Source organism: Pseudomonas sp. Xaverov 83 (assembly GCF_019352905.1).
GTDB classification, from domain to species: Bacteria; Pseudomonadota; Gammaproteobacteria; order Pseudomonadales; family Pseudomonadaceae; genus Aquipseudomonas; species Aquipseudomonas yamanorum.
Genome location: NZ_JAAAFU010000075.1, coordinates 952,565 through 965,210 on the forward strand (window position 1 = coordinate 952,565; position 12,646 = coordinate 965,210).

11 protein-coding genes are annotated in these 12,646 nt (G+C 62.9%); 7 read left to right on the top strand and 4 right to left on the bottom strand.

Translation table 11 applies throughout. From position 1 onward, the window contains the following. Positions 1–116: 116 nt before the first annotated feature. Together K0H47_RS25670 and K0H47_RS25675 are read left to right on the top strand one after the other, a co-directional pair. Positions 117–704 (top strand): biliverdin-producing heme oxygenase, encoded by a 588-nt coding sequence (locus K0H47_RS25670; protein WP_177026985.1) that lies wholly within the window; start codon positions 117–119, stop codon positions 702–704. After that, positions 701–2,896, top strand: coding sequence for an ATP-binding protein (locus K0H47_RS25675; RefSeq protein ID WP_218263791.1), 2,196 nt, complete (start codon positions 701–703; stop codon positions 2,894–2,896). The genes K0H47_RS25670 and K0H47_RS25675 overlap by 4 nt, the downstream gene beginning before the upstream one ends. Here the strand turns inward: K0H47_RS25675 and K0H47_RS25680 are convergent. Continuing rightward, on the bottom strand, positions 2,874–3,782 hold the full coding sequence (locus K0H47_RS25680; protein ID WP_218263792.1) for an alpha/beta fold hydrolase: 909 nt from the start codon (positions 3,780–3,782) through the stop codon (positions 2,874–2,876). The genes K0H47_RS25675 and K0H47_RS25680 overlap by 23 nt on opposite strands. A 113-nt stretch (positions 3,783–3,895) precedes the next feature. Between K0H47_RS25680 and K0H47_RS31220 the strand changes: the two genes are divergently transcribed. Continuing rightward, positions 3,896–4,030, top strand: a complete 135-nt coding sequence (locus tag K0H47_RS31220; protein ID WP_257626732.1) for a hypothetical protein — start codon at positions 3,896–3,898, stop codon at positions 4,028–4,030. Between the two features lie 79 nt (positions 4,031–4,109). Here the strand turns inward: K0H47_RS31220 and K0H47_RS25685 are convergent, their stop codons facing one another. From K0H47_RS25685 to K0H47_RS25695, 3 genes are all read right to left on the bottom strand, one after another. Further along, complete coding sequence (locus K0H47_RS25685) at positions 4,110–4,571, bottom strand: cysteine hydrolase family protein (protein WP_219273826.1); 462 nt, start codon at positions 4,569–4,571, stop codon at positions 4,110–4,112. 198 nt (positions 4,572–4,769) lie between these two features. After that, the gene (locus K0H47_RS25690; protein ID WP_063028488.1) at positions 4,770–6,596 is read right to left on the bottom strand and encodes a glycoside hydrolase family 15 protein; all 1,827 of its coding nucleotides are present in this window, start codon (positions 6,594–6,596) and stop codon (positions 4,770–4,772) included. Then, positions 6,589–7,389: a glucose 1-dehydrogenase gene (locus tag K0H47_RS25695; RefSeq protein WP_063028490.1), complete on the bottom strand. Its 801-nt coding sequence runs from the start codon at positions 7,387–7,389 to the stop codon at positions 6,589–6,591. The genes K0H47_RS25690 and K0H47_RS25695 overlap by 8 nt, the downstream gene beginning before the upstream one ends. A 161-nt stretch (positions 7,390–7,550) precedes the next feature. On the opposite strand from K0H47_RS25695, the gene K0H47_RS25700 reads away from it, so the two are divergent. The 4 genes from K0H47_RS25700 to K0H47_RS25715 all read left to right on the top strand — a co-directional run bounded on the left by K0H47_RS25700 (position 7,551) and on the right by K0H47_RS25715 (position 12,485). After that, the gene (locus K0H47_RS25700; protein ID WP_063028491.1) at positions 7,551–8,294 is read left to right on the top strand and encodes a helix-turn-helix domain-containing protein; all 744 of its coding nucleotides are present in this window, start codon (positions 7,551–7,553) and stop codon (positions 8,292–8,294) included. 114 nt (positions 8,295–8,408) lie between these two features. Further along, positions 8,409–9,857, top strand: a complete 1,449-nt coding sequence (locus K0H47_RS25705; protein ID WP_063028492.1) for an efflux transporter outer membrane subunit — start codon at positions 8,409–8,411, stop codon at positions 9,855–9,857. Beyond that, the gene (locus K0H47_RS25710; protein WP_218263795.1) at positions 9,854–10,984 is read left to right on the top strand and encodes an HlyD family secretion protein; all 1,131 of its coding nucleotides are present in this window, start codon (positions 9,854–9,856) and stop codon (positions 10,982–10,984) included. Before K0H47_RS25705 ends, K0H47_RS25710 begins: the two co-directional genes overlap by 4 nt. After that, positions 10,974–12,485 (top strand): MDR family MFS transporter, encoded by a 1,512-nt coding sequence (locus tag K0H47_RS25715; RefSeq protein WP_177026979.1) that lies wholly within the window; start codon positions 10,974–10,976, stop codon positions 12,483–12,485. Before K0H47_RS25710 ends, K0H47_RS25715 begins: the two co-directional genes overlap by 11 nt. Positions 12,486–12,646 lie beyond the last annotated feature (161 nt).

The following is a 12,646-nucleotide window of genomic DNA, read 5'->3' on the forward strand; positions in this document are numbered from 1 at the left end:
AACGAATAGGTACGTTTTTGTATCAAGGTGCTATGTTACCCACAGTCCATTGCGCAGTGTCTTGATCCCAGGCCTCTACGTCGCGGTTTTGAACCTTCCCGGCGTGCGCACAGCTCATGAATTCACTACCTCCTGTCCTTGTCGAACTACGCGCGGCGACCGCTGCGCTGCACCGACGCCTCGATACCCGTCTGCCGTTTTCCCGCATGGACCTGGCGCTGTACCGCGAGCTGATGAGCGCCTATTACGGCTTCTATCAGCCGCTGGAGCGAGCCCTGGCGCCGTGGGGTGAAATCATCCCTGACCTGGAATGGGGGCGGCGTAGCAAAACCCCGTACTTGCAGGCGGATTTGCTGGCGCTGGGCCTGGAAAACTCGCAGATCGACGCCTTGCCGTTGTGCTCCGAACTGCCCGCCATCACCAACGTGGCCCAGGCCCTGGGCGCCCTCTACGTGCTGGAAGGCGCAACCCTCGGTGGCCAGGTGTTGCGCAACCTGATCGAGATCAAGATTGGTGTCGGCTCCATCAATGGCGGGGCGTTCATGAATGTGTACGGAGCACAAACCAGCGCACTGTGGCAGCGCTTTCTTGATTGCCTGTACCCGCTGCAATCCCCGGCCGAACGCCTGGAAGCGGTGGAGGTTGCCGAGTCGACCTTCCTCTGTTTCGAGCAGTGGCTGGATCATTGCGGAGTGCTGCGATGAGCACGGTCGATACGCTGATAGACGACTGCGCCAACGAACCCATCCACATTCCCGGATCGATCCAGCCGCACGGCTTGTTGTTGACGCTGAGCGAACCGGCGCTTGAGGTACTGCAAGCCAGCAGCAACCTGACCGTCGCCCTGGGCCTGGGCGCGGAAAGTGCGTCGGGCCAGGCGCTGGCCAGTGTGCTGGGTAGCAAGGCCGCAGTGCAGGTGAGCCGTGCCCTGGCGGACCTGGACGCCGATGAAGAGGAGGTGCATCAACTGACGCTTGATGGGTACGCCTACGACATCCTTCTGCATCGTCATCAGGGGCTGCTGTTTCTCGAGCTGGAGCGGACCATGGCCCTTGAGCACCGCGCCGTGGGGCAACTCGCCCGCACGCTGCGCCGCTTGCAGTCAGCCAAGACGCTGGAAAGTTTGTACCAGACCTGCGTCACCGAGATTCGCAGCCTCACCGGGTATGACCGGGTCACCTTGTACCGCTTCGAGCAGGAAGGCCATGGCAAGGTCATCGGTGAGGCCCTCAGCGAGGGCATGCAGCCGTACCTGGGATTATGTTTCCCTGCTTCGGACATCCCGCCCCAGGCTCGTGAGTTGTACCGGCTGAACTGGATCCGCGTGATTCCCGACGCCGAGTACCAGCCGGTGCCGATCCTGCCGGCCTTGCGCCCCGACAACGGCCAGCCCCTGGACCTCAGCTTCGCCGTATTGCGCAGCGTGTCGCCGGTGCACTGTCACTATCTGAAAAACATGGGCGTGCGTTCCTCCATGAGCATTTCGCTGCTCAAGGACGACCAGCTCTGGGGCCTGATCACTTGCGGTCACCGTGAGCCGTTGCGTGTGCCCCATGAACTGCGCACGGCGTGCACCAGCATCGGCCAGTTGTTGTCGATGCAGATCACGTTGCTCCAGGAGCAGCAGGAGCGCCGCCAACAACGCGACAAGGCCGCCATGGTCGAAGAGTTGGTCGCGGCCATGACGGCCGTTGAGTGCGATGTGATGGAAAGCCTGCTGCCGTACGCGCAAACGTTGCTGAACCTGGCGGCCGCCGGTGGCCTGGCGATATTGGTGGAAGAGCGTCTGCATGTGTTCGGCGTTTGCCCCAAACGTGCTGAAATCCACGCCTTGTACCAGTGGGTGCGCGGGCAGGGCAAAGGCGTGGTGCACAGCCATCAACTGTCTGTGGATTTCCCGCCGGCGGCGGCCTATCAGGCCCACGCCAGCGGCCTGTTGGCGTTCTGTCTGCCCAAGCCGGTGGACAACGCAATGATGTGGTTTCGCCCGGAGGTCAAGTCCACGGTGGAGTGGAGCGGCCAGCCGGTCAAACATCAAGAACCGGGCAGCACGACCTTGAGTCCGCGCCTGTCGTTTGACCTATGGAAGCAGCAGGTCGATGGCAAGGCCCTGTACTGGTCGCTCTCGGAATTGCTGGCGGTGGAGAGCCTGCGGCGCAATGCCCTGGAGCATGACCTCGCGCGCCAGGTGCAGCGTGAACATGAAGCCGTACGGGCGCGTGATGAACTGGTGGCAGTGGTCTCCCATGACTTGCGCAGCCCGCTGACGATCCTGCTGATGCAATGCGGCATGATGCGCAGCCTGGTGCCCGCTGACGGCAGCAAGGCCAATCGTCGCCTCGCCACCGCGATTGAAACCATGCAAAACGCGACGTCCCGCATGAACACCCTGCTGGAAGACCTGATGGATATCTCGCGTATCGAGGCCGGGCGCTACAGCGTTTCGCTGCAATCGCTCGATGTGGCCGCGACTCAGGAACAGATCTGCTCGATGTGGCAGCCGCTGGCGGCAGCCAAGGGTGTCGACCTGACCTGGAGCGCCGCGCCCGGGCTGTGTGTGCAGGCCGACCCTGAGCGACTGTTCCAGGTGTTTTCCAACCTGCTGGGCAACGCCCTGAAATTCACTCCGGTGGGCGGTGTGATCGAGGTGATTGCCGAGGCCGCGGGCGATGAGGTGCTGTTCCGGGTGTGCGACAACGGCGTCGGCATCGACCCGGCGCAGTTGCCGTATATCTTCGAACGCTACTGGACCTCCCGCGTGGGCAACCCCACCGGCAGCGGCCTGGGGTTGTACATTTCCCACGGCATCATCGAGGCCCACGGCGGCACCTTGTGGGCTGAAAGCGTGCTGGGGCAGGGCAGCGTGTTCAGCTTCAGGATCTCGGCTGGGGGCTGAGGCTCAGCAATTCGAAGATCGCCTCAAGGGTCGCTTGGGGCGCTTCCTGGGGAATATTGTGGCCCACACCGGCCAACACTTCGCGCCGATAAAACCCGCTGAAATTTTCCAGGTCGTCATCTTCAACCGGGGCCGGACCTACGCCGTCATCGGCGCCGCACAACGAGATGCTCGGCACCGAAATCGGCGGTGGCTGCACCAGCGCCTGCTCGATGCTTTCCAGGGCCGGATCACCCGGCGCGTACATGAAGCGGTGACGGTAAGAGTGGACCACCACCTCGACAAAATCCGGGTTATCAAACGAAGGTGCCGTCTTGCCATACAGGCTTGGCCCCTCGGCCCACGACGGCGACCAGAGCGCCCACAGCAACTGGCAGAACTCACGCCGGTTGGCGGTCAGTCCGTCGACACCACGTTGGGTATGAAGGTAAAACTGATACCACAGCCGATGCTCCGTTTCCGGCGCCCGAGGCTTGATCGACGCAGCAATGTCTTGGATGTTGTAGCCATCGCCCGTCACCAGGCCTCGCACCCGTTCAGGCCATAGCGCCGCAACGATACACGCCGCGCGTCCGCCCCAGTCATAGCCCACCAGCGTGGCTTTATCGATGGAGAGGGCATCCATGAAATCCAGCAAATCCTTGGCCAGCGCCGCTTGTTGACCGGAGCGCATCACCTGATCGTTGATAAAACGCGTCGGGCCATAACCCCGTAGGTACGGCACCAGCACCCGGCAGCCACGTGCGGCGACCACCGGAGCGATCTCGTCATAACCGCGAGGGTCGTAGGGAAAACCGTGCAGCAGAATCACCACCTCGCCGCCTTCCGGGCCATGGGCTTCGTAGGCGATATCGAGCATGGGCGTGCGGATTTGGAGGGTGGGCATGGAGGCTCCAAGGGGGGAGGGAAAGTGTTGGAACTGTAGACCAAACCGGTTACGGAGTGTGGTTCGAAAGGCTGCAATTGCTTGACTTGTCTAGACCGGCCTGGCGCAAGCCGATGCAATTACCCCAAGGGTCGCGCATCTGGCACATCCACTCGCCGCCCTCGACTTCCATTGGCCCGCGATACAACGTGGCGCCTAACGTGACTGATGTTTCCGTCGGCGACCAGGTCGGCAGTGACGCCGAGTAATGCGTCGGCAGAGCGCCGATCAATACGCGCCTTGTGGTAACGGTGATGTTTGCCAAATAACCTGTGGCGAGGGGCTGACTTAAATCTCTGCGTGGGTGATGACGTGTTTGAAGTGATGCCGCCACAAATCCGCGCCCAGTTTGCCCGAGCGATCCAGCGATGAACCCACAGTCAAATCGCTGATCAGCGTTGGCTGCAAGCCCGCGTCGAACAACGCAAACCCGGCCGCGAGTACGCAGGTATCAGTCTGGATGCCACACACCAGCACTCGATCCGGCGCTAGGCTTTTGAGGTGGCTGATGGTCTCGGGCGTGGGCGCGTAGCCGTGTTTGATGAAGATATGGTCGGCGGCGATCAGGCTGTTGTCGTCGGGCGCCGGCTGCCAGCCGAGTTGGCGGGCGAACGGGGTGATGCTTTCGTCGTGGCGCTCTACGGTGGCCACTGAGGGCATGCGGGCCAGCAGGGCGTTGATGCCGGCCACCAGCCAGTCCGGCGGGTTGAAAGAGGGTTGTATGTCGATGATCAGCAGAACCTGGTGCATTGGAATCCTGGCAGGGATCGAAGGACCCCGCATTGTGCACCGGGTGCACCTCGTCTCCAAGTCTGGCGCGGTCTATGTGGGAGCTGGCTTGCCTGCGATGGCGGTGGATCAGCTCATACATCAATGACTGAAACACCGCTATCGCAGGCAAGCCAGCTCCCACAGGGTTACTCATTTGTCTTCAGATTTTGCTCAGCCTCAAGGCTGCCACACCGTCTTCACCCCACTCAACTTCCGGTCCAGGAACGTTGCCGCGCTGATCAGCGCCAAATGGCTCAACGCCTGTGGCGTATTCCCCAAATGCCGTGCCTGGTTATCGAACTCTTCGGCATATAACCCCAGCGGGTTGGCATAGCGCAGCAACTGTTCAAACTCCAGATGCGCTTTCTCCACTTGTCCGGCCCGGGCCAGGCATTCCACGTACCAGAACGAGCACGCCGCGAACGCGCCTTCGGTGCCTTGCAAGCCGTCAATCTGGCTGTCGTCGTTGCGGTAGCGATAAACCATCCCATCGCGCACCAGGCTTTTCTGGATCGCTTCCAGCGTTGATAACCAGCGCGGGTCCGTCGCCGCGACGAAGCGTACCAGTGGCATCAACAGCATTGAGCCGTCCAGTGCCGTGCTGCCGATATGCTGCACAAAGTGGCCGCGTTCTTCGTTCCAGAAGTTGCTCCAGATATCCGCATAAATCGCCTGGCGGGTCTGGTCCCAACGGGCAAACGGCGCCGGCAGCGAGCGCTTGGACGCCAGGCGAATCGCCCGGTCCAGGGCCACCCAGCACATCAGCCTTGAGTGCAGGAAGTGATGCTGCTCGCCGCGCATTTCCCAGATACCGACGTCTTTGTGGTTCCAGGTTTCGCAGACCTGGTCGGCCACTTCCACCGTGTGTTTCCAGCCCTCGTGGGAGATGGCTTCGCCGTATTTGTTGACCAGGTATACGGCGTCCATCAGCTCACCGTAGATGTCCAGTTGCACCTGGTCGTAGGCCTCGTTGCCGATGCGCACCGGTTGCGCACCGCCGTGGCCGCTGAGGTGGCTCAGCTCGGTTTCCGGCAGCTCCTGGCGGCCGTCGATGCCGTACAGGATGTTGATTTTCATCGGCTGATCGCAGCAGTCACCCACACGGCCTTTCAACCAGCGCATGTAGCCGTTGGCTTCTTCGATAAACCCCAGGCGCATAAAGGCGTAGACGGTAAACGAGGCGTCGCGGATCCAGGTGTAGCGGTAGTCCCAGTTGCGCTCGCCGCCGGGTGTTTCCGGCAGGCCGAAGGTGGCAGCGGCGAGGATTGCACCGTGTTTGCGCGAGGTCAAAAGCTTCAAGGCCAGGGCCGAGCGATTGACCATCTCGCGCCAGCGCCCACGGTAGTTGGACTGGGCGATCCAGCCGCGCCAGAACTTCAGGGTGCGCTCCAGGCACAGGTCGGTGCAGTCGTTTTTGACCCGTACATCGTCCAGGCCGCCGAGGACAAATTCGGCGCCTTCTTCCTGGCCCAGGTCAAAGCTTGCCACGGCGGCATCACCTTCCAGCTGCATGGCGTGGCTGCCAGCCAGGCGCAGGCCGGGTTGGTCTGCGGCCTCGAACAACACGTCGCCGTCATCTTGAGTCGCCCGGGTCTGGGCGCGGGCGTAGTCATGGCGCACCGCGCAGCGCATATGGATGTGCGCCTTGCCGCTGACCACCCGTACCCGACGAATCAGGATGGGTAGGTCGTCGACTTCCTCACTGATGGTCAGGAAGTCGGTGATTTCCACCACCGCCTCATTGCTCAACCAGCGCGTTTGCAACACGTTGGTGTCCGGCAGGTAGATTTGCTCGCGCCGGGCGTCGGGCAGGTCCGGGGTGAGCTGGAAGATGCCGGCGGCGGGGGAGTCCAGCAACGAGCAAAAGATCGAAGGGCTGTCGAACTCCGGCCAGCAGAAAAAATCGATGCTGCCCTTATCGTTCACCAGCGCCGCGCTGCGCATGTCGCCGATGATGCCGTGGGCATCAATGGCACTTTGTGGTTCGTTTTTCAGATCAACCATTGCCACGAAACTCCGGATAAAGGCTCATGCCGCCATCAATAAACAGGGTGCTACCCACCACGTAGTCGGAGGCATCACTGGCCAGCCACACCACCGCATTGGCGACATCTTCGACGTCACCCACGCGGCCATAGGGAATCAATTTGAGTAGCTCCACCTCGGCCGCGCCTTCGGTGGCGGCGCGGTTGATGGCCGTGCGGATCGCCCCCGGCGCAACGCCGTTGATGCGGATGCGCTGCTGGCTGACTTCCTGAGCCAAGGTGCGCATCAGCATTTCCACACCGCCCTTGGACGCGGCGTAATTCACGTGGCCGGCCCAGGGAATCACCTGATGCACCGAACTCATGTGGATGATTTTCCCGGCGGCCCGGGACACCCCTTCGCGGATGCCCTGGCGATTGAAGATGCGCAAGGCGGCGCGGGCGCAGAGGAACTGGCCGGTGAGGTTGACGCCGATCACGGTGTTCCAGTCGTCGAGGGTCATGTCGACGGCAGCGGCGTCTTTCTGCATGCCCGAGTTGGCTACCAGGATGTCCAGGTGCCCGAAAGCCTCTAGGGTTTGTGCAAACAGCCGCTCCACATCGGCTTCTTTCGACACATCGGCGCCAATCGCAATCGCCCGGCCACCGTTGGCATTGATCTGCGCCGCCAGTGCTTCAGCCGGCGCGGCCTGGGCGTTGTAGTTCAGCACCACGGCAGCTCCAGCCTCCGCCAGGGCCTTGGCGGCCCCCGCGCCAATTCCGGAACTGGCACCGGTTACCAGCGCCACCTGTTGATCCAATGAAATGCGCATCGCCCACCCAACCTTTTTCAGAGTGCCCAATTAGCTGACTGACAGGGTGGGCCACAAGTTCACCGGCTGTCTGGAATGCGACGATGGCTGTCTATATCTATCGTTTATGCCACAGGACTTTTCGCTAGAATCAACGCCTGATTGATGCGAGACCTGATCCGATGAACCGCCAACCCCGCCCCTGGCTTGAAGCCTATGCCGACAATTACCGCAACGACGACGTGGTGCACCCCCATTGCCATGCCCAGGCGCAGCTGATCCATGGCGTGTCCGGGGTGATGGTGGTGAGCACCGCCCAGGGCAGTTGGCTGGTGCCGTCCGGGCATGCGCTGTGGGTGCCGGCCGGAACCCCGCACGAAATCCGCATGGCCGGCGAAGTGCATATGCGCACGCTGTTCCTGTTGCCCGAGGCCGAGCCGGGGCTGGGGCGCACCTGCCAGGTGATCGAAGTGTCGGCGTTGCTGCGGGAGCTGATCGTCGCCGCCACGCAGATTGCCGGGCACCACAGCCCGCGTCTGCAGGCCATGATCGAGTTGATCCGCATGGAACTGCTCGCCGCGCCGGTGGTGGCGATGCACGTGCCGGTGCCCGGCGAAGTACGGCTAGCCAGGCTGTGCACGCATTTCATCCGCAACCCCTCTGACGACAGCAGCCTGGAATCCTGGGCCGACAGCCTGAACATGAGCGCCCGCACCCTGAGCCGGGTGTTCCAGCGGGAGCTGGGCATGAGTTTCGGTGAATGGCGCAAGCGCGCGCGGTTGGCCTTGAGCTTGAAGTTGCTGGCTCAGGGCGTGTCGATTTTAGAGGTGGCGCTGGAGCATGGTTACCAGAGCCCGAGTGCGTTCAGTGCGATGTTTCGCAAGTCGTTGGGGTATCCGCCGAGTCATTTCCGGCCGGGGGCTTAGTGTCGCGTCGAGTAACGCTATTGTCCGTTTAGCGACGATACATGGCCCTGACGCGGGCGAATCGGACAGGCCACCTGCCTAATCTGCAAGGCTCCTTCTTGAGCGAGCCTTGTGATGCACAGCCCTTCTTTTCATCCATGGATGCCCATCGCCCTGTTGAGTGTGCTGACCGGGTGCAGTGGCGTGTCCGGCCAGCCGTCGACCGTCACGGCGCAGCCCGCGCCGCGGCTTTCCGTCGAGTCGGCCGAGGCGTTGCCCGCCCGCTGGTGGCAGCTGTACCGCGACCCGCAACTGGACGCCCTGGCGGCGCGGGCCTTGCGCCAGAATAAAGACCTTGAAGCCGCTGCCGCCCATGTCGACGCGTTGCTGGCGCGGCTGGAGCAGGTGGACGGCGAGCGCCTGCCGTCCACCTCTCTGGACTATGGCCTGGCCTACGGTCGCAGCCGGGATGACCAGACCCTGGCCCAGGCCACCAACGGTCATGCCGGTGCCGAATGGAGCCACACGCCTGAGTTTTCCCTGAGCTACACCCTCGACCTGTGGGGCGAGGTGCGTTATCGCATTGCCGCCGCACGGGCCGATGCCCAGGTGGCGCGAGCGCTGGAAGACGAGTTGCGGGTGACGGTGGCCGCGCAGACGGCCCGCGCGTATGCCCAGGCCTGTGTTTATGGATTGCAGGAGCAGGTGCAGGTGCACTCGGTGCAGTTGCTGGAGCAGAGCGTCGCGGTCACGCAAAAGCTGCAGAAGGCTGGCGCGGCGACGGACCTGGACCTGACTCGCTTGCAAGGCCTGCTGGAAGAAACCCGTGCACCGCTGCCGATGTTCAAGGCCCGGCGCAGCAGCGCATTGTATGAGTTGGCCGTGCTCAGCGGGTTGCCGCCCGAGCAGGTCACACCGCGCAGCTGTGCCAACAGCCCGCAGTTGCAGGCCGCGTTGCCGGTGGGCGAGGGCTGGTCACTGGTGCAACGGCGGCCGGATATTCGCCGTGCCGAGGGGCAACTGCGCTTGGCGACCTTGACGGTGGGCCTGTCGCGGGCCGAGCTTTACCCGCGAATTACCTTTGGCGCGATGCTCGGTTCATCCGCCAGCAGCCTGGGCAAACTCGGTGACCGCTACGCGACGGTGTATTCCGTCGGGCCGCTGGTGTCCTGGCGCTTTCCCAATCGGCAGATCGCCCAGGCGCGGGTCAAGCAGAGCCAGGCCGAAGCACGCCAGGCCCTGGCGCAGTTTGACGGCACGGTGCTCAACGCGTTGAAGCAGGTCGAGCAGGCCATGGCCTTGTACCAGGGCGAACAGCAGCGGCGCGAGGCCCTGGCCGCCGCGCTGGACAACAACCGCCGCGCCTTCGACCTGGCCTCCCGTGGCTACCACGCCGGCGCGCTGGACGCCCTGCAACTGCTGGACAGCGAGCGCAGCCTGGTGGGCCTTGAGGCCCGCGTGGCCGAGTCCGACCTGCGCCTGATCAATCGCCAGATCGACCTGTTCCAGGCCCTCGGTGGCGGCTGGCAGCGTGACGATCCAACCGCCCCCTTATCTGTCGCTGTCAATGGAGCCAAGCCATGAACCAGGCTGTTGAACCGATTCGCCTGACCGTTATGCAACGCCATCGTCGCGCCCTGGTGACCACGGCTTCCCTCGCTACGTTGCTGGGGCTGGCAGCCTTTGCCGGGTATTGGTGGCAGTGGGGGCGTTTTCTGGAAGAAACCGATGATGCCTATGTACGCGCTGATTGGGTCGCCATCAGCCCACGGATCGTCGGGTATGTGGCCCAGGTGCTGGTGGAAGACAACCAGCCGGTCAAGGCCGGCGATGTGCTGGTGCGTATCGACGACCGGGATTTTACCGAGCGCCTGAACAGCGCCCAGGCGCAGTTGCAGCAAGTGCAGGCGGCAGCGACAGCGCAACAGGCCTCGCTGCAAACCCTCGATGCGCAAATGGGTGAGCAGCAGCAACGCATTGCCCAGGCAAAGGCGGCGTTGAGCAGTGGCGAGGCCGAGGCCCGGCGCGCGGGACTCGATTATCAGCGTTATCGTGAGTTGGTCGCACAACAGGTGGCCAGCGCCCAGCACCTCGAAACCGTCAGTGCCAGCCAGGCCAAAGCCCAGGCGGCCCTGGCACAAGCCCGCGCCCAAGTTGCGCGGCAGCAGGCGCAGTTGCAGGTGTTGCAGGCGCGCCGGCAACAGGCGCAGGCGCAAATCGTCGAGCATCAGGCACGCATCGGCGAGGCCCAGGCCAATCTCGCCCTGGCCGGTAATGCGTTGAAGGACACCGAGATTCGCGCGCCTTTCGACGGCGTGGTGGGCCAGCGCAAGGTTCGTCGCCAGCAATACGTGATGCCCGGCCTGCCATTGTTGGCGTTGGTGCCGGTGGAGCAGGCCTATGTGATTGCCAATTACAAGGAAACCCAGCTGCAGCACATGGCGCCGGGGCAGTCAGTGGAGATCGCGGTGGACAGCTTTGCCGGCGCGCAGTGGCACGGCAAAGTGGAAAGCATCGCCCCTGGCTCCGGTGCCGTGTTCGCCTTGCTGCCGCCGGACAACGCCACCGGCAACTTCACCAAAATCGTCCAGCGGTTTCCGGTGAAAATCCGCCTGGAGCCTGGCGAATCGCGGGTTCTGCCGGGCATGTCGGTCATCGCCACGGTCGACACTCGTCCTGCCGCGAGCCAGGAGCATGTCCATGGAGGCTGAAGGGCGTGTGCCGTTTCGCGCCTGGGTTGCGGTGATCGGCGGGCTGTTCGGCTGCTTCATGGCCGGGATGAACGTGCACGTCACCAGCGCCGCGCTGCCGGAAATCGAAGGCGCATTGGGCGCGACCTTTGAGGAGGGCTCGTGGATTTCCACGGCTTACCTGGTGGCGGAAATCATCATGATTCCCCTCACGGCGTGGCTGGTGCAGGTGTTTTCCCTGCGCCGGGTGATGCTGTGGGGCTCGGGGGTATTCCTGGTGGCGTCGGTGGCGTGTTCGCTGTCGCCCAACCTGCAAGTGATGATCCTGATCCGGGTGGTGCAGGGCGCGGCCGGCGCGGTGCTGATTCCGTTGTCATTCCAGTTGATCATCACTGAGCTGCCGGCCAGCAAGATCCCGCTGGGCATGGCCTTGTTCAGCCTGGCCAACAGCGTGGCCCAGGCCGCCGGGCCGTCGATTGGCGGCTGGCTGACCGACGCGTATTCCTGGCGCTGGATCTTCTACCTGCAACTGTTCCCGGGGATTGCGTTGTTGGCGGCGGTGGCATGGTCCATCGACCGCCAGCCGATGAAGCTGGGCCTGTTGCGCCAGGGCGACTGGCTGGGCATCGGCTGCATGGTGCTGGGCCTGGGCGCGTTGCAGATCGTGCTGGAGGAGGGCGGGCGCAAGGACTGGTTCGGCTCGCCCTTTATAGTGTGGATGACGCTGCTGGCAGTGATTGGCTTGATCGGGTTTGTGGCGCGTCAGTTGTGGGGCAAGCATGCCTTTATCAACCTGCGGCTGTTGGGACACTACAACTTTGGCGTGGCCAGCGTGGCGATGTTTATCTTCGGCGCCAGCACTTATGGACTGGTGTTTCTGGTGCCCAATTACCTGTCGCAATTGCAGCACTACAATGCCAGTGAAATTGGCGTGAGCTTGATTGCGTATGGGCTGGTGCAACTGATCATGGCGCCGTTTCTGCCGCGGTTGATGAAGTGGGTGAGTGCAAAAATGCTGGTGGCTTCGGGGTTCGCGATCATGGCCTTGGGCTGCTGGATGGGTGCACACCTGTCGGCGGACAGCGCCAGCAATGTGATCGTGCCGTCGATCGTGGTGCGGGGTATGGGCCAGCCGTTGATCATGGTGGCGTTGTCGGTGCTGGCCGTGCATGGGCTGGCCAAGGCGCAGGCGGGGTCGGCGTCGGCGGTATTCTCGATGTTGCGCAATCTGGGGGGCGCCGTTGGAACAGCGTTGCTGGCGCAGTTGGTGGTGGTGCGCGAGCGGGTGCATTCGGCGCGGATCGGTGAGTCGGTGACGCTGTTTGACTCGGCCCTGCAACAGCAACTTCCCGGTGACGGGGTGCTGCAGGAGCAGTTGCCGGAGCATCAGGTGGTGCTGAGTCTGCTGGACCAGAGTGTGCGCCATCAGGCGTTTTTGATGGCCTACAGTGATGCGTTCTTTCTGGCCTGTGTGGCGTTGGCGGCCTGTGCGGTGGCGGCGTTGATGTTGCGGCGTACCTAGGGCCGATGTTGTGGTTGACTCAAGTGAGTGCAATGTTTCGGGTTTGTTTTTATGGTTTGGGGGGGCTGAGTACATATCCGTTATTTGGGTAATGGCTGATATGGGTTCCGCTCTTACAGCGGCTCACTTTTGAACAGCGCAAAAGTAAGCAAAACGCTCTT

Bases quoted from the DNA above. Each gene is read 5' to 3' on its own strand.
- K0H47_RS25715 (WP_177026979.1), top strand. From the start codon at position 10,974: ATGGAGGCTGAAGGGCGTGTGCCGTTTCGCGCCTGGGTTGCGGTGATC.
- K0H47_RS25700 (WP_063028491.1), top strand. From the start codon at position 7,551: ATGAACCGCCAACCCCGCCCCTGGCTTGAAGCCTATGCCGACAATTAC.
- K0H47_RS25695 (WP_063028490.1), bottom strand. From the start codon at position 7,389: ATGCGCATTTCATTGGATCAACAGGTGGCGCTGGTAACCGGTGCCAGT.
- K0H47_RS25675 (WP_218263791.1), top strand. From the start codon at position 701: ATGAGCACGGTCGATACGCTGATAGACGACTGCGCCAACGAACCCATC.
- K0H47_RS31220 (WP_257626732.1), top strand. From the start codon at position 3,896: ATGCAATTACCCCAAGGGTCGCGCATCTGGCACATCCACTCGCCGCCC.
- K0H47_RS25710 (WP_218263795.1), top strand. From the start codon at position 9,854: ATGAACCAGGCTGTTGAACCGATTCGCCTGACCGTTATGCAACGCCAT.
- K0H47_RS25690 (WP_063028488.1), bottom strand. From the start codon at position 6,596: ATGGTTGATCTGAAAAACGAACCACAAAGTGCCATTGATGCCCACGGC.
- K0H47_RS25680 (WP_218263792.1), bottom strand. From the start codon at position 3,782: ATGCCCACCCTCCAAATCCGCACGCCCATGCTCGATATCGCCTACGAA.
- K0H47_RS25670 (WP_177026985.1), top strand. From the start codon at position 117: ATGAATTCACTACCTCCTGTCCTTGTCGAACTACGCGCGGCGACCGCT.
- K0H47_RS25685 (WP_219273826.1), bottom strand. From the start codon at position 4,571: ATGCACCAGGTTCTGCTGATCATCGACATACAACCCTCTTTCAACCCG.
- K0H47_RS25705 (WP_063028492.1), top strand. From the start codon at position 8,409: ATGCACAGCCCTTCTTTTCATCCATGGATGCCCATCGCCCTGTTGAGT.